General features: G+C 49.5%; 24 protein-coding genes and 1 pseudogene. 7 read left to right on the top strand and 18 right to left on the bottom strand.

From position 1 onward, the window contains the following. The 10 genes from AWM70_RS13090 to AWM70_RS13135 all read right to left on the bottom strand — a co-directional run bounded on the left by AWM70_RS13090 (position 1) and on the right by AWM70_RS13135 (position 11,974). Positions 1–261, bottom strand: a complete 261-nt coding sequence (locus AWM70_RS13090; protein WP_068697075.1) for an IreB family regulatory phosphoprotein — start codon at positions 259–261, stop codon at positions 1–3. A gap of 176 nt (positions 262–437) precedes the next feature. Continuing rightward, positions 438–3,065: an alanine--tRNA ligase gene (alaS, locus tag AWM70_RS13095; protein WP_068697076.1), complete on the bottom strand. Its 2,628-nt coding sequence runs from the start codon at positions 3,063–3,065 to the stop codon at positions 438–440. 430 nt (positions 3,066–3,495) lie between these two features. Beyond that, entirely contained in the window at positions 3,496–4,563 is a 1,068-nt protein-coding gene (locus AWM70_RS13100) for an AI-2E family transporter (protein WP_068697079.1), read from the bottom strand. Positions 4,564–4,785: 222 nt separating this feature from the next. Further along, positions 4,786–4,995 carry a hypothetical protein gene (locus AWM70_RS13105; RefSeq protein ID WP_174704805.1) on the bottom strand — a complete coding sequence of 70 codons (210 nt, stop codon included), beginning with the start codon at positions 4,993–4,995 and terminating at the stop codon, positions 4,786–4,788. Between the two features lie 32 nt (positions 4,996–5,027). After that, positions 5,028–5,531, bottom strand: coding sequence for a PRC-barrel domain-containing protein (locus AWM70_RS13110; protein WP_068697081.1), 504 nt, complete (start codon positions 5,529–5,531; stop codon positions 5,028–5,030). 61 nt (positions 5,532–5,592) lie between these two features. Continuing rightward, positions 5,593–6,750, bottom strand: a complete 1,158-nt coding sequence (locus AWM70_RS13115) for a cysteine desulfurase family protein (protein ID WP_068697084.1) — start codon at positions 6,748–6,750, stop codon at positions 5,593–5,595. Positions 6,751–7,259: 509 nt separating this feature from the next. Beyond that, a complete protein-coding gene (locus tag AWM70_RS23905; RefSeq protein WP_237167708.1) occupies positions 7,260–7,430 on the bottom strand; it encodes a hypothetical protein in 171 nt (56 codons plus the stop codon). A 618-nt stretch (positions 7,431–8,048) separates the two neighbouring features. Then, positions 8,049–9,983 carry an extracellular solute-binding protein gene (locus AWM70_RS13125; protein WP_083180296.1) on the bottom strand — a complete coding sequence of 645 codons (1,935 nt, stop codon included), beginning with the start codon at positions 9,981–9,983 and terminating at the stop codon, positions 8,049–8,051. A gap of 76 nt (positions 9,984–10,059) precedes the next feature. Next, positions 10,060–11,022 carry a carbohydrate ABC transporter permease gene (locus AWM70_RS13130; protein WP_083180298.1) on the bottom strand — a complete coding sequence of 321 codons (963 nt, stop codon included), beginning with the start codon at positions 11,020–11,022 and terminating at the stop codon, positions 10,060–10,062. 16 nt (positions 11,023–11,038) lie between these two features. Then, positions 11,039–11,974 (bottom strand): ABC transporter permease, encoded by a 936-nt coding sequence (locus tag AWM70_RS13135; RefSeq protein ID WP_418303216.1) that lies wholly within the window; start codon positions 11,972–11,974, stop codon positions 11,039–11,041. A 412-nt stretch (positions 11,975–12,386) separates the two neighbouring features. On the opposite strand from AWM70_RS13135, the gene AWM70_RS13140 reads away from it, so the two are divergent. From AWM70_RS13140 to AWM70_RS13155, 4 genes are all read left to right on the top strand, one after another. Continuing rightward, the gene (locus AWM70_RS13140) at positions 12,387–13,676 is read left to right on the top strand and encodes a glycoside hydrolase family 125 protein (protein ID WP_068697091.1); all 1,290 of its coding nucleotides are present in this window, start codon (positions 12,387–12,389) and stop codon (positions 13,674–13,676) included. A gap of 210 nt (positions 13,677–13,886) precedes the next feature. Next, positions 13,887–14,717, top strand: a complete 831-nt coding sequence (locus AWM70_RS22835) for a cupin domain-containing protein (protein WP_083180300.1) — start codon at positions 13,887–13,889, stop codon at positions 14,715–14,717. 111 nt (positions 14,718–14,828) lie between these two features. Further along, the gene (locus AWM70_RS23910) at positions 14,829–14,939 is read left to right on the top strand and encodes a YjcZ family sporulation protein (protein WP_217349727.1); all 111 of its coding nucleotides are present in this window, start codon (positions 14,829–14,831) and stop codon (positions 14,937–14,939) included. Between the two features lie 246 nt (positions 14,940–15,185). Beyond that, positions 15,186–15,419 (top strand): hypothetical protein, encoded by a 234-nt coding sequence (locus AWM70_RS13155; protein ID WP_068697095.1) that lies wholly within the window; start codon positions 15,186–15,188, stop codon positions 15,417–15,419. A 72-nt stretch (positions 15,420–15,491) separates the two neighbouring features. On the opposite strand, the gene AWM70_RS13160 is transcribed toward AWM70_RS13155, so the two are convergent. The 5 genes from AWM70_RS13160 to AWM70_RS23275 all read right to left on the bottom strand — a co-directional run bounded on the left by AWM70_RS13160 (position 15,492) and on the right by AWM70_RS23275 (position 19,640). Then, complete coding sequence (locus AWM70_RS13160) at positions 15,492–16,019, bottom strand: hypothetical protein (RefSeq protein ID WP_237167709.1); 528 nt, start codon at positions 16,017–16,019, stop codon at positions 15,492–15,494. Positions 16,020–16,274: 255 nt separating this feature from the next. Beyond that, on the bottom strand, positions 16,275–17,591 hold the full coding sequence (gene ltrA, locus AWM70_RS13165) for a group II intron reverse transcriptase/maturase (RefSeq protein WP_068700659.1): 1,317 nt from the start codon (positions 17,589–17,591) through the stop codon (positions 16,275–16,277). A 531-nt stretch (positions 17,592–18,122) separates the two neighbouring features. Further along, positions 18,123–18,536, bottom strand: coding sequence for an IS3 family transposase (locus AWM70_RS13170; protein ID WP_068697097.1), 414 nt, complete (start codon positions 18,534–18,536; stop codon positions 18,123–18,125). 65 nt (positions 18,537–18,601) lie between these two features. Further along, positions 18,602–18,802: a helix-turn-helix domain-containing protein gene (locus AWM70_RS23125; protein ID WP_068697099.1), complete on the bottom strand. Its 201-nt coding sequence runs from the start codon at positions 18,800–18,802 to the stop codon at positions 18,602–18,604. 145 nt (positions 18,803–18,947) lie between these two features. Continuing rightward, positions 18,948–19,640 carry a hypothetical protein gene (locus tag AWM70_RS23275; protein ID WP_151208755.1) on the bottom strand — a complete coding sequence of 231 codons (693 nt, stop codon included), beginning with the start codon at positions 19,638–19,640 and terminating at the stop codon, positions 18,948–18,950. Between the two features lie 126 nt (positions 19,641–19,766). Here AWM70_RS23275 and AWM70_RS13185 point away from each other — a divergent pair, with 126 nt between their 5' ends. After that, the gene (locus tag AWM70_RS13185) at positions 19,767–19,976 is read left to right on the top strand and encodes a hypothetical protein (RefSeq protein WP_068697101.1); all 210 of its coding nucleotides are present in this window, start codon (positions 19,767–19,769) and stop codon (positions 19,974–19,976) included. Positions 19,977–20,260: 284 nt separating this feature from the next. Here the strand turns inward: AWM70_RS13185 and AWM70_RS23635 are convergent, their stop codons facing one another. Together AWM70_RS23635 and AWM70_RS23640 are read right to left on the bottom strand one after the other, a co-directional pair. Further along, on the bottom strand, positions 20,261–20,791 hold the full coding sequence (locus AWM70_RS23635) for a group II intron maturase-specific domain-containing protein (RefSeq protein WP_206093348.1): 531 nt from the start codon (positions 20,789–20,791) through the stop codon (positions 20,261–20,263). Between the two features lie 30 nt (positions 20,792–20,821). Further along, positions 20,822–21,037: a reverse transcriptase domain-containing protein gene (locus AWM70_RS23640; protein ID WP_206093350.1), complete on the bottom strand. Its 216-nt coding sequence runs from the start codon at positions 21,035–21,037 to the stop codon at positions 20,822–20,824. 1,169 nt (positions 21,038–22,206) lie between these two features. On the opposite strand from AWM70_RS23640, the pseudogene AWM70_RS22845 reads away from it, so the two are divergent. Then, positions 22,207–23,590 (top strand): annotated as a pseudogene (locus tag AWM70_RS22845) (IS1182 family transposase). 115 nt (positions 23,591–23,705) lie between these two features. Here AWM70_RS22845 and cymR read toward each other — a convergent pair. Beyond that, positions 23,706–24,125 carry a cysteine metabolism transcriptional regulator CymR gene (gene cymR, locus AWM70_RS13210; RefSeq protein ID WP_068697105.1) on the bottom strand — a complete coding sequence of 140 codons (420 nt, stop codon included), beginning with the start codon at positions 24,123–24,125 and terminating at the stop codon, positions 23,706–23,708. Between the two features lie 261 nt (positions 24,126–24,386). Here cymR and mnmA point away from each other — a divergent pair, with 261 nt between their 5' ends. Continuing rightward, a complete protein-coding gene (gene mnmA / locus AWM70_RS13215; protein ID WP_068697107.1) occupies positions 24,387–25,526 on the top strand; it encodes a tRNA 2-thiouridine(34) synthase MnmA in 1,140 nt (379 codons plus the stop codon). Positions 25,527–25,828: the final 302 nt, after the last annotated feature.

Below are 25,828 nucleotides of genomic sequence, written 5' to 3' on the forward strand. Positions count from 1 at the left end.
TCAACGGTTGTGCTTCATATAGAAGCGAACCAGCTCCTCAATGAGCTCATCTCTTTCTTTCTTGCGTACAAGACTTCTGGCATTGTTATGCCGCGGGATATAAGCCGGGTCCCCTGACAGCAAATATCCGACAATCTGGTTGATGGGATTGTATTCCTTCTCCTTCAGCGCTTCATAAACGGTAAGAAGGATTTCCTGTGCTGACGCCTCCTGCTCATCGCCGGTGACGTTAAACTTAACAGTTTTATCCATGGAGTCCATCATGCCACCTCAATTCTCGGCCACAACGGTCAAACCCGTTATGCCTATCAAACTAAGCCAATCCCGCCGGTTCCGGGCCAAGCTTATATCTCTTACTATACCATATTGGGGCTCCAAGAAGGAAATAGGAAACTAGAAAATTTCCCAGCAATTGGAGCCCCTCAGCGTTTAGATAATTAAGCTTGGGCCGCTACCAGCTCGCCAGCCCGTTTCAGCGCCTCATCCAGCTTGGAGGCGTCTTTGCCGCCGGCCTGAGCCATGTCCGGACGGCCACCCCCGCCTCCGCCGCAGATGACGGCGATTTCTTTCACCAGCTTCCCGGCGTGCAGACCGCGTTTGACATCCTGCGGCGGCACGGCAACGACAAAGTTGACTTTGTCTTCGGCAGCTGCTCCAAGCACCAGAACCGCGTCCGGCACTTTCAACTTCAGCTCGTCCGCAAGCGTACGAAGCGCATCCATGCTGGATGCCTGGACACGTTCAGCCAGCAGCTTGGTTCCGCCGACTTCAACCACGCGGCTGGTCAGCTCGCCGGCCTCGATCGCGCTCAGCTTGCCCTGCAGCGATTCATTCTCGCGCGACAAATCCTTGACCTGCTGGTGCAGCGCTTCGATCCGCTTAGGAACCTCAGCGACATTCGACTTGAGCAGGGCCGCCGCGTTCTTCAGGACATCCAATTGCTCATCCATATAAAGATAAGCAAAGCGGCCGGTTACCGCCTCGATCCGGCGAACGCCGGAGCCGATGCCGCTTTCGCTGACCAGCTTGAACAGGCCGATTTCGGACGTGTTCTGCACGTGGCAGCCGCCGCACAGTTCAAGGCTGTAGCCGCCGACCTGAACGACACGGACAATATCTCCGTATTTCTCGCCGAACAGCGCCATGGCGCCCATCGCTTTCGCTTCATCTATCGGTTTCAGTTCAATCGTTACTTTCAGGCTGTTCCAGATCTGTTCATTAACGCGGCGTTCAATATCGGCCAGCTCTTCCGGAGAAATGCTGCCCAGATGCGAGAAGTCAAAGCGCAGCCGCGACGGCTCTACCAGCGATCCCGCCTGATTAACGTGCGTACCAAGCACTTCTTTCAGCGCTTTATGCAGCAGGTGGGTTGCCGTATGGTTCTTCACGATATCCGAACGTTTGGTGCGGTCCACTTCTGCAGTTACAGTTGCTCCCGTGCGGAGCTCGCCCGTTTCAACCGTGATCTCGTGCACATGCTGGCCGTGCGGAGCCTTGAACAGGCCGGACACAAAGGCCGTGCCGCTTTCCCCGCGGATCCAACCCTGGTCGCTGACTTGGCCGCCGCTTTCCGCATAGAAAGGAGTGGCCTGCAGAATCACCTGGCCGGTTTGACCTTCGGACAACGTGTCCACAAAGGAATCTCCGGAGATGATCGCCAAAATTTTGGAGGAAGCCTCGAGCTCATTATATCCAATGAAATCCGTTTTAGTCGTGAAATCCGCCAGCACGCCGCCTTGAACCTTCATGCTGCCGCCGGTATGGGACGCCGCACGCGCCATGTCGCGCTGCTTCTGCATCGCCGCTTCGAAACCTTCGCGGTCAACCGTAAGGCCATGCTCCAAAGCATAGTCCTCTGTCAGATCAAGCGGGAATCCGTACGTGTCGTACAGCTTAAACGCGTCAGCTCCGCCGATTACCGTTTGGCCCGCTTCTTTAGCTTCCTTGGAGACCTGCTCCAAAATGGCAAGCCCGTCGGTCAACGTTTCATGGAAACGTTCCTCTTCCCCGCGGATCACCTTCTCGATGAATTCACGTTTGGTAACCACGTCCGGATAGAACTCGCCCATGATTTGCCCTACCGTTTCTACCAGGGAGAACATGAAAGGACGGTCCAGTCCGAGCATTTTGCCGTAACGGACAGCCCGGCGCAGCAAGCGGCGGATGACGTAGCCGCGGCCTTCATTGGAAGGCAGCACGCCGTCGGCTACCGCAAACGCTACGGTACGGATATGGTCGGCGATAACTTTGAAAGCCACGTCAAGCTCGGCATCTTTGCCGTATTCCTTCTTGGCAATCTGAGCCGTATGCTGGATAATCGGCACGAACAGATCGGTGTCGAAGTTGGAATCTACGTTCTGCAAAATGGAAGCGAAACGCTCCAGCCCCGCGCCGGTATCGATGTTTTTGCTCGGAAGCGGCGTGTAGCTGCCGTCTTTGTTGTGGTTGAACTGCGAGAATACGAGGTTCCACACCTCGAGATAACGTTCATTTTCCCCGCCCGGATACAGCTCCGGATCTTCAGGGTCATTGCCGTAGGCTTCGCCGCGGTCATAAAAAATTTCCGTACAAGGTCCGCAGGGCCCTTCGCCGATGTCCCAGAAGTTGTCCTCCAGCTTGATAATACGGTTTGCAGGCAGGCCGATCTTCTCATTCCACAGCTTGTATGCCTCTTCATCTTCCGGATATACGGTTACAGACAGGCGTTCCGGATCGAAGCCGATCCAGTCTTTGCCAGTCAGGAATTCCCACGCCCAGGTGATGACTTCCTCTTTGAAATAATCGCCGATGGAGAAATTGCCCAGCATTTCAAAGAACGTATGGTGGCGGCGGGTTTTGCCGACGTTCTCAATATCGTTGGTGCGGATACATTTCTGCGAATTCGCGATCCGCGGATTCTCCGGTTTCACGCGGCCGTCGAAATACGGTTTCAGCGGCGCCATGCCGGCATTGATCCATAGCAGGGATGGATCGTTATGGGGAACCAGCGAAGCGCTCGGCTCGATCGAATGTCCTTTGGACGCAAAAAACTGCAGCCATTTGGAACGGATTTCACTTGCTTTCATTTACGTTTCCTCCTGTATTTGAAAATAGAAAAAAACGCCCCTGAAGATCAGGGACGATTGTCTCGCGGTACCACCCTGGTTATCAGCTGTACAGAAATGCCCGCTTAAGGGAACTGTCCTCTGCTGATCGCCTTTGCCGATTCTGTAACGGGAATCCCCGGCGGAGTTTGTCCGCACTCTGAAAGCAGCTTTCGGCCCTGGCCTTTATTCCGGTTCTCTCACCCGATGCCGCAGCGCTTCTTGGCTTATGCAGCCTTGGAAACGAAACAGCAAAGGAACCGCTCGCTGGTGAATGGATCAGGACTTACTTGTTTTCATCTTCGTGTTGGTTGTTTGTTTCGTTCATGATGGACATGTAGAAATGGCGCGGATAAGCGCACAAAATCAATATTAGTATATAAGCCCGCGGCGCAGCCTGTCAATCGTTGGCCTATACCGTTTTGCGGCGGATGTAGTAGGCATAGAAGTGCTGGATTACGACTTTAATGACGGCGAAAAAAGGAACGGCCAGAATCAGGCCCGGAATGCCCCCGATTTCCCCGCCAACCAGCAGCGCAAAGATGATAAACATCGGATGCAGATGCAGCGTCCGTCCGACGACTTGAGGCGAAATAATGTTGCTTTCGATAATCTGGCAGGTCATATTGACGATAACGACGAACAGCACCATTTTCCAGGAGATTGTGGTTGCAACCAGCGCCGCCGGGGCGGCCCCCAGAAAAGGTCCCAGATAAGGAATGATATTGCATACCGCGACTACGCCTGCGAACAGCAGCGCGTACGGCATGCCGATAATCATGTACCCTGCGTATGCCAGCACGCCGATAATGACGCAGACCAGAAACTGCCCGCGCACATAGTTGCCGAGTGCATCATCAATTTCCTTTAGCAGACCTACGATCGATTTGCGGTGCGATTTCGGCAGGCAGCGGATCAGCATCCGCTCGAACACCTCAAAGTCCTTGAGCATATAGAAGATCAGGAACGGGATGATAAAAGCGTTGAACATAACGCCGATCGTGGTGCCGATATTGTCCAGGAAACCGGAAATCCCTGCGGCGATCCGCTGCTCAGCCTGGAAAAACCAGTTGTTCATCCCCATACGGATGCCCTGCGGCAGCATGGGATTGTCCCATTTATTCATAATCTGCTGCGTATGCATCGTCAGCTCCGGCAGATGTTCGCCCAGCTCACCGAGCTGCTCGATAAACATCGGAATCATATTCATCAGAATAACGGTCAGACTGGTCAGAAAAACGGCATAAATCAGCAGCACCGCCATCGTTCTCGGCACTTTGCGGGCATTAAGCATTTTGACGACCGGATTCAGTACGTAAGAAATGATGACGGCAATTACGAACGGCGCCAGCACCGCCTTAAGAAAACTGTAAACAAGTCCGAATAACGGCCGCAGCAGCCAAATAAAATATAAAATAATCAGCGACAGCAGCACCCAGCAGCCGTACCGGAACATTCTGCTCTTGTAAAATGGTTCCATATAGCGATCCCTCCCCGCCAGCGGACTGGCTATATGTCAGTATATGCCGCAGCCGCCCAAAATAACCCGGAGGCGGACGGATCTGGCGGACAACGGAGATCTCTGGGCGGGGAAGCCCATCATCTAGCGCCATACAAAAAAAACAGACCCCAGCGTGAACCCACACTTTGGTCTGTTTGATTAAGAAGCCGCTTAAGGACAAACGATATGTAGTCCGGATTGTCAGGAAGGGGCGTGAAGCTCCGGATATTCCTGAACCATCTCGTCCCCGAAGAACAGATCGTCGAGCGAGCTGAGCGTACCGTCTTCTTCCACCTGATAAACCGACATTTTATCGCCGTTCACCGTCAGTTCAATAAAGCAGCCCCAGCAATAGAACTGATGGGAACCAATTTTCCCAATATCTTTGGAATTGCAGTTTGGACATTTCATCATCATATTTTAAACACCATCTCTCCGCTAAATTAACGGTTCTCCAGCCGCTGCTCGCTAAAGGCAGGGACCATTACGGCATTTTCGCCCTTCACGATATCCCCGGTAAAAGGCAGCAGCTTCCGTCCTTCCACCAAGTCGGAGATAAAACCGTCGCTAATTTCAAACCCTGTTATTGTATTTCCCAAATGCTGGTCAAAATAAACATCGCTGACATGACCAATCATAACTCCCTCGCTGGTCAGCACCGGGAGCTCCTTCACCTTGCCGCTGCCAAGCGCAAACGTAAGTTCTATATGTTCAGCATCCATTTTGCGGACGGCTTGTTTATTGCGGATCATAACGGCGTCTTCGCCGTAAGCGATAATATCTTCCCAGAGCACGGCTTTAATTTGAGGAGAGAACAACGTCTTCCCTTCAAGCATAATGCCGGCAATCTTCCAGTCTTCGCTAAGGAGTACATCCAACACCTTGCCGATCTCCTTGCCATTATCCACATCAAATACCGGTAGTCCGATCATTTCCTGCAGCTTCATGGCATGGGCACCTCCTCTTGATTTAAGCGACCCCCTTCCCCGTCAAACTGAATAGAAACCCTTATCGTCTATTACGAATGCGGGCAAGGATGGTTCCAACTTTTTGCACCGTTTGCTCCATTTCTTGAGTAGTATTACCCAAACCGAAACTAAATCGAATCGCCGAGCGCAAAAATTGTTCCGGCAGCTTCATCGCCTCCAGCACATGGGAAGGCTCGAGGGAACCGGAGGTGCAAGCCGAACCGCTTGCTACCGCAATTCCTTCCATATCCAGGTTCATCAGCATCGTCTCCGTTCCAACTTCAGGAAAGCTGACATTTAGAATATTGGGCAGGCGCTCCGTCGGATGCCCGTTTACATGGTAATGCTCCGGGCCGATTTCGGTATTCAAGCCGTGCAAAAGCGTTTGGCGCAGCGTTTCATAATGAACTCTCCGGCCTTCAAGGTCTGAAGATACGATTTCAGCCGCTTTGGCGAAACCCGCCAAACCGGCCATGTTCTCCGTACCGGCGCGGCGTTTGCGTTCCTGGTTCCCCCCATAAAGAAGAGGGTCCAGCCCTGTTCCTCTCCGCAGATACAGGGCTCCTACTCCCTGCGGCCCGTTAATTTTATGAGACGATACGCTGAGCAGATCCACAGGCAGGTCATTTAAAGCCAGACGGACGCTTCCAAAGGCTTGTACCGCGTCCACATGAAACAAGATCCCGTGTTCTTTGGCCACAGCGCCAATCGCTTCAATCGGATGGAGGGTGCCCACTTCATTGTTGCCGTACATCAGGCTGATCAGGATCGTATCCGGCCGAATCGCTTCCTGAACCTGCTCCGGATGAACCTGGCCGTACCGGTCTACAGGCAGGTATGTCACCTCATAACCCAACTGCTCCAATCTTTCACAGGTATGCAGCACCGCATGATGTTCAGTCTCCGCCGTAATGATATGTTTGCCTTTACCCGCGCTGCGGCAGGCCGATGCCGCGCCGAATAAAGCCAGATTATCGCTTTCCGTTCCGCCCGAGGTAAAGATCAGCTCATCCGGTCCGCAGCCGAGCGCAGCGGCCACCTGATCCCTTGCGCCGTTGACAATCCGCTTCGCGTCCCGGCCGAAGGCGTGAATGCTCGAAGCATTGCCGACCGTGCCTTTCATGATTTCAAGCATCGTCTCCGCTACAAGCGGATGAACCGGCGTGGAAGCCGCGTGATCCAAATATATATGATTCATATCGAAGGACTCCTTAATTCAAACAGTGATAGTGGTACAGGCGCTCCCTATTCAATTAATCAGTAAAAGTCAAACCCGCGCCGCATCCCTTAGTATAGTCGTTTATACAGCCGGTTACAACGGAATAATCCGTTACCTTTTAAATTTTCGCCAGTTATCCGGCTCTTAAAACCCAAACGGTAAAAAGGATCTCTTCCCGACACGCAGCCAGCCATTAAAATTACTTGTTCCTATTCAAGAAAAACGCTATAGGACAAGGCCATCGCCTATGATAAACTATTAATTAACAGCCTAAATTAAAATTCCGGCACCTTAACATGAAACCGCTTACTACATACATGCGAACAACAAGCAAAAGAGGAGGGCTCCTTATCGTGTCAAAACCAGCCATGAAGCCATCCGTTTTATCCCGCTTCTCCATGAACTGGAACCATTTCAAGTCCAAGCTTCTTCTGAAATATACCTTATCGTACGTCCTGATGTTCTTAATTCCTTTAACCGGCGTGACTCTATTTGTTTATGAAAACGCGGTCAAAAGCCTCCGCTCCGAAATTGAGCAGTCCAACGTCAACCAGCTGAACCAGGTGAAATCCACGCTGGATGACCGGATGTCCGAGCTGCAGCAAATCGCCAGTAAAATCTCTTATGACGAACACCTCACTCCCTATATGGTTCATCATCCTTATTATGGGGTTGAGGCCATCCGTTCCTTGACCAGTTACAAGGCCAACAGCGGCATTCTGGAGGATTTATTCCTGTATTTCCATAATGATTCCCTGATTTATTCCTACCGCGGGCTGGCCGACCTGGACGTTACCTTTAACCGGCTGTATCGGTTTGAGAACTGGAGCGCCGAACAGGTGCGCAAGGATCTCAACGAATTAAACCATCCCATGATGCGGCCTGCCGACGAGGTCACTGTCAGCTCCAGAAAAGAACCGATGCTGGCCCTGATCATACCGATTAAACCTAATGATCCCTATCCTTACGGGAGCATTTTATATTTAATGAAGGAATCGACCTTGATGGGCGTTATGGACTCGATCCTGAACGATTATTCGGGCAGCAGTTATATTTTTGATGAGAACGAGCAGCTGCTTACGGCCAACAATCACGGGGTCAACCTCCCTGCCAGCGAGCTGGGTACGCTCTCTTCGCTGGCTCCCGGGATCCATAGCCTCACGCTCAGCGGAGAACAGTATTCCGTCGTTTCGGTCAAATCCGACGAGAACAGCTGGACTTACATGACCGTAATGCCCAGCTATCAATTCTTCAGTCATGTGTCTCCGATCAAAAGTTTAATCCTGCTGGTGTTCTGCATTGCCGTTCCTGTTGGTATTATCGCAGCTGTCCTGCTCGCCAGACGGCAGTATCACCCGATCCGCGACCTGCTGGAATTCGCCGGGCTGAAGAACGAACCCGGGGTAAACTTCAAGATGCGCAGCGAATGGGAATGGATCCGCCAAATGTTGCATGATTACAGCGCAAGGATTCACATGCAGCAGCCTTATGTCCGTAACCAGTGCCTGCTTCTGCTGCTCAAGCACGGCAAACCCGATGATCCGGAGATCAAGGAAATGGTTGCCGCTTCCGGCCTGGAGCTGCCGGATAACCGCGGATATTATTTCTGCCTTATCCTGGCTTGGGATGACGGACAGGAAGCCGGACCGTCGTGGCGGCATGCTGAAGAAATGCTGAGCGAGCTGGATATTCCCGATCTGGATACCAAAGCCTATGGCCTGGAATTTTCGCCGACCGGACAGTTTGCACTGATGCTGGCCGTGGCTGCTGATTCTCCGGATGAAGCCGCCCTTCGGGTTCCGGCGAAGCGTAGGGAACGGGATTCGGGCCCCTTTGTCCAGCAGCTTCGTTTTGGATTCATTATCAACCCACAGGTCGAAATCGGTCTTGAGTCCTTTATAAATATCCGGCGTTGCAATCGTTGGAGCCGGAATGCCGTAATCCGGCGTCAAAGTCGCCCGGTATTCCTCGCGGTCGCCGCCGCCCGGTACCGGCAGGTATTGTTTGGTCAGCGTATCCTTGTCTGTATATTCCCACAGGACGCCTTCAGGCCCTTTGTCGAACAGCAGTGCACCCTCATAGGAATACAGGTAGTCCACCCAGCGCATGCTGGCTTCAGGAGCCGGATTTTTATTCGAGATTGCAAAAGCGCCGGTCGTGATGCCTCTGTTCTTGGCAATGGCCGGCTTGTCGACCATGTCGCTGCGGACCGGGGCAAACATCGGATCTTCGGTGCTAGGGTCTCCGCCTTTGGTCATATAAGCATTCCAGTCCGAGAACAAGGCCACCTGGTTGTTCTGCGCTTTGGCTTTCTTCTGATCCGCCGTTTGCGAGAAGCTTTCATGGTCCAGCAGATCTTCTTTCCACAGCCGGTTCATAAACTCCAGGTACCCTCTATAACCTTCCTCAAGCGGCGTATAGTGCACTTTATCCGCATCATCTACATACACTTCTTCATCGTAAATGCCGAAGGCGCCCAGCAGCCAGGTGCGGACTTCCCTGAGGCCGGTCGGGTTGGAAGCCACGGACAGCGGAATTTCATCGGCTTTGCCGTTGCCGTTCGGATCTTCTTCTTTGACACGTTTCAGGTATTGATACAGCTCTTCCGTTGTTTCCGGCAGCTTCGTCACGCCAAGCTTTTTCAGGAAATCGCCGTTATACCACATCGGATTGCGGTACCAAGGCTGATTGAAGTCAATGACCGGCAGGGAATAGATATGTCCGTCCGGAGCGGTAATGGATTTGCGGACATCCGGATTTTCTTCCAGGACCTTCTTGAAATTCGGCGCGTAGTCGTTGATGAGGTCCTCAAGCGGAATCAAAATGCCCTGCTCCCCGTAGTTCATCTGTTCGGCAGGCGTCAGGCCGGCCGCATAAAAGATGTCGGGATATTCGCCGCTGGCGAAAACCAGATTTTTTTTCGTATCAAAGCTGTCCTTGGCGGCATTCTGGAATTCAAAATGGATGTTGGTTTTCTTCTCCATCTCCTGCAGCACCGGCATGTCCTTCCAGTTCTGCAGCCCGACGTCAGGCGCCATCAGGGTGAGGGTAATCGGCTTGCTTACAATCGGGAACCCTTCTTTGCTTACAGTATCAGCCGCATTCCCCGAGCCGCTTGCGTTCCCGGCATTTCCGCCTCCCCCGCAGCCGGACAGCAAACCCGCCATTAAACCGGCAGACAGGAGCAGGGTCAAACCTTTTTTATGAAACATAATGAAGTCCTCCCTTTATCAATGATTGGTGATGGAACCTATTAATCTGATTAGGCAAATAGGAGCGAAATCGTCTTTAACCCTTCACGGAGCCGATCATCACGCCTTGAACGAAATAACGCTGCACAAACGGATAAATGACGATAATCGGCAGTGTCGAAACGATAATGACCGCATATTTCACTAGGGAAGCGATTTCCGCTTTATTGTTCATCGCCTGGGCAATATCGCTGCTGATCGCCGCACCTGTCGTCTCCGCCGACATTTCCTGCAGAACAAGAATTTGACGCAATACCATCTGCAGCGGATATTTGGTCGTGTCATTCAGGTAAATCAACGCCGGAAAATAACTGTTCCATTGGTTAACCCCGTAGAACAAGGTCATGACCGCAATGATCGGAGCGGACAACGGCAAAATGATCTGCACAAACAAACGGGTGTTGGAACAGCCGTCTACCTGCGCGGCTTCTTGAAGCTCCCTTGGAATGGAAGATTGAAAAAACGTCCGCGCGACAATCAGATTCCAGACGGAAACTCCTGTCGGCAGAATCAGCGCCCATAAGGTGTTCACGAGACCCAGATCCTTCACGACCAGATAAGTGGGGATCAGGCCGCCGCTGAAGAACATGGTGACCAGAATAAGCCCCAGAAACAGCTTGCGTCCTACCAAATCCGTGCGGCTGAGCGCATAAGCGGATGGAATCGTGAGCAGCAGGTTCAGCAGGGTGCCCAGGACGGTATACAGAATCGTGTTTCGGTAACCCAGCCATATTTTAGGGTTTTCCAACACCAATTTATATCCGTCAAAGGTCAGGCCTTTCGGAAACAGCCACATTTCCCCTGAGCTGACGAACTTTGGATTGCTGATGGATGCGCTAATAATGTACACGACCGGATAGAGCACGATAAGCAGGGCAAGGGCCAGAAAACAATAAGTGACAACCAGGAAAAAACGGTCCGTGCGCGATTCCCTGATCGGCCCGGAGGCCTTTATCCTTCTAGTTGGTTTGGTTTCCTTAAGTACGGTTGCAGCCGCCATAAGCCGCCTCCTTTCTTTACCACAGACTGGTTTCGCTTGTCCGTCTGGCAAGTCGGTTGACCGCAATCAGCAGAATCGCATTGACCACCGAGTTGAACAGACCTACCGCCGTGGAGAAGCTGTACTGCGCGCTGACCAGGCCGGACCGGTAGACAAATGTAGAGATAATATCCGAGGAGTCCATATTCAACGAGTTCTGCAGCAGCAGCACTTTCTCGTAGCCAATGCCCAGGATGTTGCCGACATTCAAAATAAGCAGAATCGTGATCGTTGGAATAATCGTCGGAACATTGATATGGAGCATTCGTTTGAACCGGCTGGCTCCGTCCATGATCGCTGCCTCATGCAGCTGGGGATCAACGGCCGACAGCGCAGCCAAATAGATGATGGTGCCCCATCCAGTGCTCTGCCAGACGCCCGACAAAACGTAAACCGTTTTGAACCAGCGCGGGTCTGTCAGAAAATCGGGAGGTTGAAAACCTAAAAACTCGATGAACTTCACGATCATCCCCGATGACGGGGAGAGAAACGTAATGATCATCCCGGCCATCACGACCACGGAAATAAAATGCGGCGCGTAGGTAACGGTCTGCACCGTTTTCTTGAAGAAACCGTTGCGGACCTCGTTAAAGGCCAACGCCAGAATGATGGGCAGCGGAAACCCTACGGCCAGCTCATACAAGCTGAGACTAAATGTGTTCCATAATAAATCGCCGAAATAATAAGAATGGAAGAAACGCTCAAAATGCTCAAAGCCGACCCACGGACTTCCTGTGATGCCTTTCACTGGTGAAAAGTTTTTGAACGCAATCTGTATGCCGTACATCGGCCAGTAACAGAACACCAGGAAAAAGAGCAGCGCAGGCGCCAAAAACAAATAAAGCTCCCAATTCATGAAAATCCGGCTGCTCAGCGTTCGGCCCCCCGTCATGGGTTCGCCGCTTGCCGCCATGCGTTTTCCTTCTCTTCTCATTTGTTCAGATCTCTCCTTCCTCCTTTTGAATAGAAAAGTTGACCCGGCAGTGTCAGCCTATCCGGACCATCCGGCGCCTCTCTTTATTGCTAGCGCTTACAATTCAAATTGTATGGAATGGTAGCTGACACCGTAAATATGTAAGATCTGAATTGTCAGGTTCAGCCTGGGAAAAAGCCTTGTCAGACAAGGCTTTCCGTCTCCCTTCTGTCTTTGATTCCCCCCGGTGACTTCCGGCTGGAATATGTCGTTTTTAACCCCGGATTCCCCGGTTCAAATGATACATATTGTGCTTTCCGCTTCTGTATGTAAATCTGTCTATCGAAGTCTGTCACTGCGAGCCTTTCTATGATATGCCCAACTAACAGAGGATCTAGGAGGATTAAAGATCATGATTACGACTAAGCTGCCTCAAGTGATCGAACAGTTTCTGGACAAAGCCGACCAACGCCTGGCTGCTCATCCCGAGCTCCGGAAGCTCTTCCGCAACTGCTTCCCCAATACGCTGGAGACGACCACCAAACGGCTGGAAGACGGAACTACCTTTGTATTTACCGGAGACATTCCGGCGATGTGGCTGAGAGATTCAACCGAGCAGGTTCGCCACTATATCCCTTTTGCGAAAGAAGATTCAGAGCTGCAGGACATTATGGAGGGCCTGATTGCCCGCCAGATGTTCTATATCAACATTGATCCCTACACCAACGCCTTTAACGAAACGGCCAATGACCGACATTACCGGGCGACGGACGAATGCGATTTGAATCCGTGGATGTGGGAGCGAAAATATGAGCTGGACTCGCTTTGTTTTCCCGTGCAGCTCCTCTATGAATATTGGCAGACAACCGGACGGACGTCCATGTTTGACGATGCCTGCTACCAGGCGCTGAGCAGTATTGTCCAGGTGATACAGACAGAGCAGCACCATATGGAAAAATCCCCTTACCGGTTCGTACGTCAAACCGAGCTCGAAACGGAGACCTTGCAGAACGATGGCCGCGGGCTGCCGGTGAACTATACGGGCATGAGCTGGTCCGGCTTCCGTCCAAGCGATGATGCCAATCTGTTCGGCTACAACATTCCGTCCAATATGTTTGCGGTTGTCATTCTCGGTCACATCCGGGAAATCGCCGAGGATATCTATAAGGATAGCAGACTCGCCGCACGGGCGAACAAGCTGCGTAAGGAGATCGATTACGGCATTCGGGCCTACGGCATTTACAACCATCCCGTATACGGCCAAATTTATGCCTATGAAACGGACGGCTTCGGGAATTACTGCCTGATGGACGATGCCGGCACGCCGGGGCTGATGTCGATTCCTTACATCGGTTATGTCACGGCAGATGATCCGATTTACCAAAATACACGCTGGTTTGCTTTAAGCTTTGACAATCCGTTCTATTTCGAAGGCAAATTCGCCAAAGGCATTGGCAGTCCGCATACACCGGGCGGCTATGTCTGGCATATGGCCTTGGCCATGCAGGCCATAACCTCGACGGACGACGAAGAGATCAAAGCCCTGATCGACACACTGATCGCCACCGACGCCGGCACCGGTTATATGCATGAAGGATTCCACCCCGACAATCCTGCCGACTTCTCACGGCCTTGGTTCGCCTGGTCCAACAGCCTGTTCGCCGCTTTGATCTGCAAAGCGATGGATAAAGGACTGGTTTAGGCGCTGGTTTAGGCCCCGCTTAGAAAGCTTTCACCACAAGAAACAGCCAACCCGGCTGCAGGCCTGCCTGCGGTCAAGGTTGGCTGTCCTCTTTTTCCCCGAATATCAGAAATTATGCCTAAAAACGGTACACATGCCCTGCCTCAAACATACCATATCTCATCAACGGGCATCAGCCTAATTTAGATTGAAGGGTTGGAGTAGAGAAATATGGTATCTTATATGGATTTCACCTCACCTTCCGTGCAGTTTACTTACGATTTGAAGAATAACAATTTCTTCACCAAGGACAGCCATAACCTGATCAACGCCCTCGGTGTCCAACAGCTTAATACGCTTGGCAATACCTCTCTGCTTGATATCTACCTCAGCAAATCCAATGTAATCGAACCGCATACGCATCAAAACGCCTCAGAGCTGGTCTATTGCATTTCGGGGGCTGCCGTTGTTTCGCTGATCAATCCTTTTACAAAAAAGCTCATTAATCTGCCGATTACACCCGGTCAGGTTGCCAACGTGCCTCAAGGCTGGTGGCACTATGAAATCGCCTCGGAGGATAACACGCATCTGCTTGCTATCTTTGACGCGCCGACCCCGGAAGTTATCCTCGGCTCGGATTTGCTCCGCCTGACGCCAGCTAACGTGTTTGCCCACACTTACTGCCTGAACGAAGCGATGGTTAAAGAAACTTTAGCTCCTATTACCGATTCCGTGGTGATCGGCCCTCCAAACAACTGCGTAAACGGCAAACCCTCGGGCATTAATGCCAATATCGGACACGGCATGGTGCCCGGATACTACAATCAGCCTACAGCCCGCCAAGACCGGCAGGCTTCGTACAACAACCAGACATATGGTCAAACTTATGGACAGCAGTACGACGCAGGCGCCGGACAGTGGAATGGCCAGCAGTATCCTTATAATGAAGCCTATACGACGCCAGCCCAGACGCAAACACAGACGCAGACACAGACGCAGACACAGACGCAGACACAAACGCAGTCCCAGCAGCCGAGATACTACAGCATTTGGGAGCGTTAATCCTGCCGGGCTGTTTGTCCAAGACAATGGCGGAATAGGAAAGCTGTCTAGTCCACCTCAAACTCCCGCAGCATAAGATACAGCATAGTCAAACCAAAGGAGGTTGAAACCATGAGTGAAGTAGGTGGAGTGGGTGCCGGCTACGGCGCTTTCACATCAACTGGCGCTATCCTTGTTCTGTTTATCCTTTTGGTAATCATCAGCCGTTCTTTCCTGGTGTAACCGGCTAAAGGATTCAATCGGCCGATCGTCGACTATTAAGCCAAAAAGCCTCCGCGTTAGCGGGGGTTTCTTGGCATTCACCGCGGCTAGGCTCCTGTTATGGGCTTGCATGTTCAAGACAGACAAAGTCTCCTCATCCGGCTGACCTGAGCGATATACAATGCTCTTTCCTTACAACCATCAACTTTGAAATTCATGTTATTATGGATATATATTCCACTTAGGTTAAGAGGGAGACTGATTCCTTTGAACAAAATCAAATATATGCTGTTAAAAGGCATGCTCCTGTGGGGCGGGCTGAGTGCCTTCCTGTTTGTTTTGATTCGTTTACTGGAAGGCAAAATTCATCTAACTTCGACCGATCTCCTGATCGAGCTGACTTCTACGGTACCTGTTTATTTGTTTATTGGGATATGTATGGGGGAGGTCATGTGGATCATGAAGCAAAAGAGAGCTGCCACCAGCCAAAAAAAAGAATAGTCCTCCGGCAATCAGAGAGGCTATTCTTTCCGAAACTTATACAAGTACATATGCAAGTTTGAGATGGGACGCTTAGAAGGCACTGACATCCGGATCGGCTGTTTGAGACTGTCTTGGGAATAAAAAGCCTGTGGCATAAGGAGAATATTGACCTTTTAGCCGGAACCCTTTTTCGATCTCCACAGCCGCCTGGCGTGCATCTTCGGCCGTTCTTCTGCCTGTCACCATGTCGTGCATCAGGTTTAAAGCCATAAAATTAGCCGCTTCCAGATCACATTTAGCTGTAGCTTCACCAGCCGTCCGATCGGGATACAAGCTGCCGTCAAACCGCGCTAAATCATCGTAAAACTGGACAGGAACCTTGTAATCAATGGTCTGCTCCAAGTAATCCAGATGCGGTGTCGGAGTATTATGAGGCACGGTTTGAAGATGAACAACCGTACGTTTCCACGGGCCGTTGTTATACCAAGTAATTTTAGTCCAGCTGAAATCTTGAGGCATGCCGTATTTGCGGATGAACAGATGAACCGTATTCTTTTGCTCCTCCGGCCACGCCGCCAGAATTTGATCTAAAACCGAATGATAAGCATTATTATACACGTGAACAATTCCCTCCCGCTAACAGATACAGTATGGTATGCGGGGCTGGTGCCTAGAGTGACAAATATGGTTTCTTTGCTCTCGTTAGCTTGGTCCTGCAATAATATTGAGTTCTGATCTTAAACGTTCTTTTATATTTATTTTGTTGTCTTTAATTTTTTCTCAGCCTTGTAGTCTTTTTTATAACCTTGTTGCTCTCCATGTATGAATCCCAAGAATCAAGGGATTCGTCGTGGTTCAGCTTCAATTGAAGTTTCACACAGAGGCCCTTCCGTCAAACACACTCGCATATATTCTCGGTGTGGGTAGTGGATTGGCTTTCATTAACAATAGAAACTTGTCCCACGTGTAGCTGTTCCGTTGGCTTCTTCGGTTCAACCATTTAAATAGCAGTCGCATTGTACCGTACCAGTATCTCGAGAGCATTGGACCGTTGTCGGTGATGCCGTAGTATCTGTAGTGTCCTATAAGTTTTGCTTTGAGCTGTTCGAGCAGTAATTTGACCTGTAGGGCTCGGTTCGCCTTTATCCATTCCTTCATTCGATTGAGTGCAGCTTGTAATTTCTTTCTACTCGTTTGTCGCTTCACCCTGAATTTTCCGTTCCTGCTTTTACTACAGTAGTGGGTAAACCCCAAGAAATCGAATGTTTCCGGCTTGTCCTCACCCTTTCTTTTCTTGTTCTGAGCTGCAAACTGGCCAAATTCTATAATCTTGCTCTTTCCCGGCTCTATTTCTAGGTTGAACTTCTTAAGCCTATCTTTAAGTTGTAGGTAATAGTTTCGAGCTTCGCCTTCGGATTGAAAACAACATACGAAATCATCTGCATAACGGACTATTTGAGTCTGGCCTCTGAATCGTTTTCTCATTCGTTTTTCAAACCATAAGTCCAGCACGTAGTGCAGATAAATGTTAGCAAGTACGGGAGAGATGATTCCACCCTGCGGCGTTCCTTGTACAGTTTGCCGTAGGATTCCCTCCTCCATCATACCTGCTTTGAGCATACGTTGAATCAGTTGCAGCAGTTTACGGTCCTTGATTCGAACCTCTAGACATTTCATCATCCATTTGTGATCGACATTGTCGAAGAAACCCGCTATATCCGCATCCACGACCCAGTTTATTTTCTTCGTCATGATTGTCGTATGCAACATACGCAATGATTCATGACAACCGCGCCCCGGCCGAAAGCCAAATGACGAATTAAGAAAATCCTGCTCATATATGGCAGACAAGATTTTACTCACTGCTAACTGAACAATCTTATCTTCGTACGCTGGAATTCCTAACAGCCTCATCTTTTTGCTTCCAGGCTTAGGAATATAAACTCGCCTGACGGGTTGAGGCTTGAAAGCCCTTGTTCGCAAGGCTTGATGGAGATTACTTAGATTCGCATGTAGATCCTCTTCATACATGGCCTTGGTTACCTCGTCTACCCCGACAGCTTTGTTTCCAGCCAACTCTTGGTGACACATGTACAGGGTTTCCTTGCTCAGTAGATGAATGAGACTTGTAAACTGCTCTTTAGGCCGCTCTTTCGCTAACTGTGCTATCTTAACAAGTTGTGTTTCCAATTCGTTTCCACCTCTGCGTGTGGGAATTGTGTCTGTTGTCAGGGTCTTCAAATGTAGCTGCCTTTTCTCCACGGCCATTACGCCGTTTCATCGATACTACGCAGTTATCTGACTCCCTATCTCTTATTTGCTTTCCTCGTTTGTTTTTCACTTGTACGGCATACCCAGCAGTTCTAGGAAGAGATAGGGCCTCCCGGGTTACCGCTAATTCTCAATCTATAGCGTGCCAAGTTCTTAGACCCCGGAGTGCTTACTCAAACTCACCATTGCGCTTGAGCAAGTTTCGCCTTCTGTATGTGTAACTACATCGGCCGATCTCGACTAATTTTTCGAGGCTCAATCACTTCAGCTTTCGCTTTCGGCCCGCTATTTTGCTGTTCTACGCTTAAAGCTATCCGTTACCGTTTAGCCTTCAAGAACTAGCTACAGGATGGCTGGTTAGGCTTTATCCTGATGGGACTTACACCCACTAGAATTAGCGACCTTGCCCGGCCGCACTACACAAAAATATTGACAGACCCGCCTTGGTCGCTATGAACGATCAAACCAGTCACGTCTTTCGTTTTCTCGAACGTTTTCTGCCACACGGTCACGTGTAGATGAAGCATAGTTACAATGGTGCTTGCGCCGAATCTTCGCTTGCAACCCTAACGCTTGCATGATTCGGAGTACCTTTTTGTGGTTCCACCATACGTTGTGGTCTTGGAACAGAAGCAGCTGAATTTGCCTGTACCCACACTTCCCCTCATAGCGATCATACACGCCTCGAATGAGTTCCTTGGCTTGCTTGTCCCGGTCGTAATCAACGCGCTTCAAATAAGCGTAATATCCACTTCTGGATACGCTAAACAGCCTGCAGAGCATCTTCACCTCAAATTCCACAGCTAATATTCTTATCGCTGAATATTTCTGCGTTGCACCTCCTGCATCCAGGTTTTCAAACACTTTTTTAGGACAGCATTCTCCCGCTCTAACTTCTCGACATAACGGCTTTGGTCCACATACTCTTCTTAACGTCCTCTTTGGTCGAGAAAGCTAAACTCTCCTAATTTCTTGTACTTCCTCATCCACACCTTGAGTCGACCTTTATCATTAATGTTTAGTTCCTTCATGATTTCACGGTGTGTCTTTCCCTGTAATTTCATTTGTATCGCTTGCTTCTTTGTCTCTTCGCTATACAGCTTAAACTTTTGACCTTTCTTTGCTGGCATTAAAAATGCACCCCCTAGAATTTCATCGGATTAACCAGGGGGTTTATCCAATGTCTATTCTAAAGGGTGCACATCATACAACACTGGGGCTCTTTCCAGAAAGTAACCGTTTAGACGGAATACCTAAAATTATAGCATGTAGCAATTAATAGAGTGAATATGTCCAACTTACACTGAAAGGTTTTCTATAATGGTGATTTGAACCTAAAGTATAGCCGAATATCTCAATGTTTACACCACCAGATTGGCTATATGTAGTATCAATTACTCCAGAACCCGAAACTGAGACGCTAGTTGTTGGTAAGCTTCCGGTAGAAGACTTAGCATAAACATTTGGACTTACAACATCGTAGTATCCAGTCGATGCTGCAACAATATCTACTCCGTTAATCTCGTTAATTTGCATAAAAGAACTGCCTGGAAGTGTATACATATACAAATTCAAATTAATACGTACTGTAGCGAAATCATCAACTTTTACATCACGATACACGTTTCTATTGGAATAATAACCATCAGAAGAAGCTTGGGGTTGCACTTTTGAATTGAGTTTAACTGATGGGATTGTTTCTCCATACGCATCAACTTTTTTACCAGTTGATTTATCGATAATTTCGACACGTACTTCTTCTGAGGTCTCACTCCGAACAAAAGAATACTGATCTTCACTATAAGGGACATTTACATATAAATCATACAGTTTTACTTTTTGTACTTCAGAAGCCGTTGACTCTGAAGTTGCGGCGGATGCAACTAATGGAGTTGAGGTGGATAATACTGATGGAGCTAATACAGAACAAGCTAGAGCGACTGCAGGTAGAATTTTTCTGACTTTCATAACTACATCTCCTATCTATTAATGGATTAATTTGGAACAAAACTAGAATATTATGGTATTTTTGGCATGTAAACTCTTGATTATTGACTAATATTGTGTTATTTTGGTAAAAAAGGAGGCAGCATCATGGATCTACAAAATCAAGATATTAATCAATACATAAATGGTATTTCTCAAAATATTGGTAGAATTGCTGATAGTGTGACAATTAAATTGACCGATACAACAAATAGTATTCAAAGCTTGGACGGAACCTTGAAAGTCACCAATATATTACTTGGACTTTTAGCAGTAATTTCTATTGCCAATTTTATATTAAAGTTAAAGCGAAAATAATAAATTGAGACTGTTTAATAATATATGGAATTTTGACCCCTAAGTAGCCTAAAAAAACGGCAAACTAAGATAATTCTTAGTTTGCCGTCAGGCTGTCGAGAAACCCCCTGTTTTTTTGTAGGGGGTTTCAAAATGCCTTATTTAGTTTATAAAAATGGGTTCTCAGATCGTTTTAAATCCATTTTTGTTTTAAAAGATGAGTCTCCCCATCGAGTAGAAGGCTCCCCATTAATTGGAAAGCCGACCTCTCACACCACCGTACGTACCGTTCGGTATACGGCGGTTCAACCGTTTAAGTGCACTTGACGTAAACGCTCGTATTGCGCAGGGAAGTCATAATACCCTGCTCTTGCGAGCTTTTCGTTTGTAATAGAGCGGTTTAATATCGCGCTTCCGGCTACACGCCAGTAACTTAACCGAGTGTTTCCCCATTGGTAAGCTTGCCACTCCGGCACGCCTAATTTCCTCAGATTCTGTATCTTCGTCCTCGGTTTCTTCCACTGTTTCCAGATGTACATCCGCATCCGTCTTCGTAACCATTCATTCCAGCTTTGTAGGATTCGCTTCATGTCGGCCACGTAGAAATAACCCATCCATCCTCGAATGTAGATTTTGACCTTCTCCATGACCTGCCGAGCATTTCTGCCTTGGCTCCGCTTCGTTAACTCTTTCAGTTTCTTCTTTGCTTTGGCTAGGGGGGCATCCCGATGCGTCCGGATATACATACCGCTTCCGTTCTTCCCTAGGGCAAAACCCAGAAATTTGAAATGCTTCTGCGCAACCACGCTCACGACTTTGCTCTTCTTCGTGTTCATCTGGAGTCTTAACTTGTTCTCTAGATACTTTCAGCTCGTCTCAAGTAACCAGGTGCCTGCCCGTTTACTTTTCGCTAGCACCACGATGTCATCTGCATATCGGATCACGATCACTCCTCGGCTTTTCATCTCTTGGTCAAATTCGTTCAAGTAGATGTTCGCCAGAAGCGGGGATAGAGGCCCTCCTTGCGGAGAGCCTTCTTCCGTTTCCCGGCATATTCCGTTTTCCAGGACTCCGCTTTTCAAGTACTTCTTAATGAGGTCGGTTACTCGCTTATCCCGAATCTGTTGTCACAGAAGCTTCATCAGTAACTCATGGTTTAACGTATCGAAGTATTTCGAGAGGTCAATCTCTACCGCATAGCTATATCCTTGTTCCGCATAGCTCTTCACTCTTAGGATGGCTTGCTGGGCACTTCGCCCTGGTCGATAGCCATAGGCTTCCTTCCGAGAACAACGGCTCGAAGATCGGCCCTAATTGCTGAGCTATCGCTTGCTGGATGACTCGGTCTACCACAGTGGGGATCCCCAGTTTGCGTACGCCACTTCCATCTGGTTTGGGGATTTCTTTGCGTCTTACCGGACTCGGTTTATACGTTCCTTCCCGGATGCGACCTAGCAGCTCTTCTCTATTTTCTTGCCCCCCCTAGCGCGGCCTCTACGGTCATCCCACCCGATTCCTGGCGCTCCGTGGTTGTTTTTGACTTGCTTGTAGGCCTTGTTCAGGTTGTCCCTATTCAGTATCCGCTCAAGCAAGTGATTTGCACCGTCTCTTTCTTTACTTTCCCGAGTACCGGTGCTCCGCGCTCCTGCATACTCTTCGCGTTCCACGCTATCCCTTTGCCGGTAGCCCTCTCGGTATTCTGCTTTCATCGCACCGATTCTCCTCCCAGTTTGTACTTGAGACTTACGATTGTTCAGCCCTTCCCCCAAAAAAACTTTCGGTACTATGGCTTCTGCTGACTTCTCACAGCAAGCTTTACGCCGTCTTTCGGATTTTTTTTCCTACTCCACGTCCGTGAGATCTCCCTGGGTAAGAGCGATAACTTTCCCCTCATCTATCTGCCACATTTACATGATGTGACTCGGGCAGTATTGGACTTCGCTTTGATATGCAAGCTCGTCCGTCCCACCATGCCTTGTATGTGATTTCTGTTCGTCAGACCGAGGTTTTGCCTCCGGCTTCCTTCAGATTCCGTCTCACGACGGACACCCTTGCCTTCAGCTAACAGTTCCTACTGCCAAGCCTGTAGCGGACTTTCACCGCCGAGTTATCGCCCATGCCGGGCGCACATATAAAAAGAAGGCTGTCGAGAAAGTCTCGACAGCCTTCTTTTTATGTATTCATTTTAAGACGACACCGCGTTAATGTTGTATAATATAGGTAACTACTCATGAACGGAAGGTGTTTTGGAATGCTGAGATCTAACCGGGAAAAACAACAAAGCTACGAATTCGTATCCATCGAAGAGTTGGTTCCACAGGATCACTTGCTGCGGAAAGTGGACAAGTATATTGACTTTTCTTTTATTGAGAGTAAGGTTCGTCCTTTGTATTGTGCAGACAATGGGCGTCCAGCCATTGATCCGGTCGTTCTATTTAAGATGATCTTTCTCGGTTATTTCTACGGTATTCGCTCGGAACGCCAGCTGGAGCGCGAGATTCAAACCAATTTGGCGTATCGTTGGTTTTTGGGTTTGGGTTTAACAGACAAAGTCCCGGATCACTCCACGATTAGCTGGAACCGGCGGACTCGGTTTAAGGATACGGGCATTTTTCAGGAGATTTTTGACGAAATCGTCCTCCAGGCGATCTCGCACAAAATGGTGGGCGGCCGTGTGCTCATTACGGATTCGACTCACGTCAAAGCCAATGCCAACAAGCACCATTATACTAAGCAGGAGGTCCTGCAAAACACCAAGGACTATATTGACGAGCTCAATGAGGCTGTGGCGGAGGACCGCAAAGCGCACGGAAAAAAGTCCTGAAAACACGAGAGGATGTGAGCGAAACCAAGGAAATTAAAGTGAGCACCACCGACCCAGATAGCGGCTATATGATTCGCGACGGCAAGCCGGAGGGGTTCTTTTATCTCGATCACCGGACGGTGGATCTTAAATACAATCTGATTACCGATGTCCACGTCAAACCGGGAAATGTCCATGATTCGGTACCGTATTTGTCCCGATTAGACCGCCAAAGAGAACGGTTTGGATTCCAGGTTGAAGCTGTAGCCCTGGATTCGGGTTATTTAACAACGCCAATTTGCCGAGGTTTACAGAAGCGAAAGTTTTTCGCCGTTATTGCTCACCGGAGATTTCATCCGAAGCAGGGTTTGTTTGCCAAATGGAAGTTTACTTACGACACTGAAAGTGACTTCTATACCTGCCCGGAAAAACACCAACTGACCTACCGGACAACCGACCGGAAGGGTTACCGGCAGTATGCGTCAGATCCGGCGCATTGCAAGACTTGTCCGATGCTTCCGGATGCACTCATTCCAGGAACCACCGGAAGGTACTGACCCGGCATGTCTGGGAAGACAGCAAAGATGGGGTGCGAAACAACCGGCTAAGCCGAGACGGCAAGCAGCTATACCGAAAACGAAAAGAAACGATTGAGCGAAGCTTCGCGGATGCTAAAGAGCTCCATGGGTTTCGCTATGGACTCTCAAACGTCACCGAACAGGCGTTGATGACGGCCGCCGTACAGAACATGAAGAAGATGGCGATCCACCTGGATCGCCTGGAAAAGAGGGGTAACCCCCTCTTTTTTGGGTTTTCATGCAACTACAAATGAAAAAAAGAGAAACACAACGTCTCAAAGACGTGGGTTTCTCGACACTCTGGGGCTCCCGAAGGAGCCTATTTCCCTTTAGTATCAAGGTTGATTTGCAGCAATAGCTCAAATTCAATTAAATATAAAACATGAAATTACTATTCGTCTCATGATCCTCATAATTCACCAGGCTATCCAGCGTGGTGGAGTCCAGCACGTCGGCGATGCTGTCGCGGATGCGCAGCCACAAATCGCGTTTGGCCGGGTCGTCTTCTTCGGTGAAATCCACCGGGGAGATCGGTCCTTCCAGCACGCGGATAATATCGCCTGCTGTAATTTCGGCCGCTTCTTTGGCAAGAATATAGCCGCCGTAAGCGCCGCGTACGCTTTTTACCAGACCTGCGTTACGCAGCGGAGCAATCAATTGCTCCAGATAATGTTCGGAAAGCTGATTTTTTTCGGCAATGCTCTTTAAAGAAGTTGGGCCTTCCCCGTATTTGGCCGCAAGCTCCATCATAATAGTCAGACCGTAACGTCCTTTTGTTGAAATTTTCAAACCGGGCACCTCTTTCAATTTGTACGCATTTTTTATATAATAAAACTTTGGATTTGTTATACTAAGTGTAACAAGTTCCAAAATAACGCCTCTCATGCGGGAAGTCTAAAACAAGCAAGTTTGCATTTGCATTTTTGCACCCTAAATTCCCAACTTACCATATGGTAACATACGAACAGGGGTTTAGGAAACTTCCAAGCTTGCCACTGAGGGCAATCATCAATATTCGGACCCTTCAAGTCCAGAGGAGTTGATAAGTCTATGCCAGAACAAACTACAAAACCAAAAGTGATCGTAGGCATGTCGGGAGGCGTCGATTCTTCCGTCACCGCACTTTTGCTCAAACAGCAAGGCTACGAGCCGATCGGCATCTTCATGAAAAACTGGGATGACACCGACGAACTCGGTTACTGCACGGCCGAGCAGGACGCCGAAGACGTACGGCGCGTCTGCGAACAAATCGGCATTCCTTACTACACCGTCAATTTCGAGAAGGAGTACTTCGATAAAGTATTTTCCTATTTCCTCGATGAATATAAGCGGGGGCGCACGCCGAATCCGGACGTGATGTGCAACCGCGAAATCAAATTCGGCGAATTCCTGAACAAAGCGCTCGATTTGGGCGCGGATTACGTGGCTACCGGCCACTACGCCCGCGTTGTGGAAGAAGACGGCAAGTTCAAGCTGCTGCGCGGCGTGGACAGCAATAAGGATCAAACGTATTTCCTGAATGCGCTGAGCCAGGAGCAGCTGTCGAGAGCTATGTTCCCGATCGGCCACCTGCCGAAACCGGAAGTACGCCGCATTGCCGAAGAAGCAGGACTGTACACCGCGAAGAAAAAGGACAGCACCGGCGTCTGCTTTATCGGTGAACGCAACTTCCGCGAGTTCCTGAGCCACTACCTGCCGGCCAAATCCGGCGATATGGTGGACATTGAAACCGGCGAAGTGAAAGGCCGCCACGACGGGCTGATGTATTACACGCTTGGCCAACGTCAAGGGCTCGGCATCGGCGGTTCCGGTAACGGACAACCGTGGTTCGTAGCGGAAAAAGACCTGGAACGCAACATCCTGTACGTCGTCCAAGGCGACAAACATCCAAGCATGTATTCCACAGGCCTGGTTGCCAGCGGGCTGAATTGGATTGCCGGTGACCGCCCGGCAGCGGGAAGCTCCCTGCACTGCACGGCGAAATTCCGCTATCGCCAGCCGGATCAAGGCGTCACGATCACCTTCCGCGAGGATGATACCGTTCATGTCGCTTTTGACGAGCAGCAAAAAGCCATTACGCCGGGACAAGCGGTCGTCTTCTACGACGGCGAGGTTTGCCTCGGCGGTGGCATTATTGAAACCGCGGATAAGGTTCCTTATGAAGCGGCTGATTTGAAAGCTGCCCGATAATCTGCATTGAAACAAAACTAACCTATACAGAAGGAGGCTGTCCCAAAAGTCGTCGAGATGACTGAGGGACAGCCTCCTTTCTGTTTCATTAAACAAAAAGAAACCGTTCCTTGGGAAAATAGAGGTACCCCCCAACCATTAGCCAAAAAGAGACGGTTTCTTTGTACATTCATATAGCATGGATCAACCCTAGTTACCAACAGGCAAAGCAAAAAAAGCAAAAGCTTCACGGCGAAGAAGGTTATACCCGGGCCGTAAGGCACATCACACTAACCGCTTGATCGCCGAGCAACCATTCAGAT

Source organism: Paenibacillus yonginensis (genome assembly GCF_001685395.1).
In the GTDB taxonomy this organism is placed as follows: domain Bacteria; phylum Bacillota; class Bacilli; order Paenibacillales; family Paenibacillaceae; genus Fontibacillus; species Fontibacillus yonginensis.

Excerpts from the sequence above, each read along its gene's own strand:
- AWM70_RS13090 (WP_068697075.1), bottom strand. The coding sequence starts at position 261 with ATGGACTCCATGGATAAAACTGTTAAGTTTAACGTCACCGGCGATGAG.
- alaS (WP_068697076.1), bottom strand. The coding sequence starts at position 3,065 with ATGAAAGCAAGTGAAATCCGTTCCAAATGGCTGCAGTTTTTTGCGTCC.
- AWM70_RS13100 (WP_068697079.1), bottom strand. The coding sequence starts at position 4,563 with ATGGAACCATTTTACAAGAGCAGAATGTTCCGGTACGGCTGCTGGGTG.
- AWM70_RS13105 (WP_174704805.1), bottom strand. The coding sequence starts at position 4,995 with ATGAAATGTCCAAACTGCAATTCCAAAGATATTGGGAAAATTGGTTCC.
- AWM70_RS13110 (WP_068697081.1), bottom strand. The coding sequence starts at position 5,531 with ATGAAGCTGCAGGAAATGATCGGACTACCGGTATTTGATGTGGATAAT.
- AWM70_RS13115 (WP_068697084.1), bottom strand. The coding sequence starts at position 6,750 with ATGAATCATATATATTTGGATCACGCGGCTTCCACGCCGGTTCATCCG.
- AWM70_RS23905 (WP_237167708.1), bottom strand. The coding sequence starts at position 7,430 with ATGATGAACCATATAGGGAGTGAGGTGTTCGTCATAAGAGATTTTACT.
- AWM70_RS13125 (WP_083180296.1), bottom strand. The coding sequence starts at position 9,983 with ATGTTTCATAAAAAAGGTTTGACCCTGCTCCTGTCTGCCGGTTTAATG.
- AWM70_RS13130 (WP_083180298.1), bottom strand. The coding sequence starts at position 11,022 with ATGGCGGCTGCAACCGTACTTAAGGAAACCAAACCAACTAGAAGGATA.
- AWM70_RS13135 (WP_418303216.1), bottom strand. The coding sequence starts at position 11,974 with ATGGCGGCAAGCGGCGAACCCATGACGGGGGGCCGAACGCTGAGCAGC.
- AWM70_RS13140 (WP_068697091.1), top strand. The coding sequence starts at position 12,387 with ATGATTACGACTAAGCTGCCTCAAGTGATCGAACAGTTTCTGGACAAA.
- AWM70_RS22835 (WP_083180300.1), top strand. The coding sequence starts at position 13,887 with ATGGTATCTTATATGGATTTCACCTCACCTTCCGTGCAGTTTACTTAC.
- AWM70_RS23910 (WP_217349727.1), top strand. The coding sequence starts at position 14,829 with ATGAGTGAAGTAGGTGGAGTGGGTGCCGGCTACGGCGCTTTCACATCA.
- AWM70_RS23125 (WP_068697099.1), bottom strand. The coding sequence starts at position 18,802 with ATGCCAGCAAAGAAAGGTCAAAAGTTTAAGCTGTATAGCGAAGAGACA.
- AWM70_RS23275 (WP_151208755.1), bottom strand. The coding sequence starts at position 19,640 with ATGAAAGTCAGAAAAATTCTACCTGCAGTCGCTCTAGCTTGTTCTGTA.
- AWM70_RS13185 (WP_068697101.1), top strand. The coding sequence starts at position 19,767 with ATGGATCTACAAAATCAAGATATTAATCAATACATAAATGGTATTTCT.
- AWM70_RS23635 (WP_206093348.1), bottom strand. The coding sequence starts at position 20,791 with ATGAACACGAAGAAGAGCAAAGTCGTGAGCGTGGTTGCGCAGAAGCAT.
- mnmA (WP_068697107.1), top strand. The coding sequence starts at position 24,387 with ATGCCAGAACAAACTACAAAACCAAAAGTGATCGTAGGCATGTCGGGA.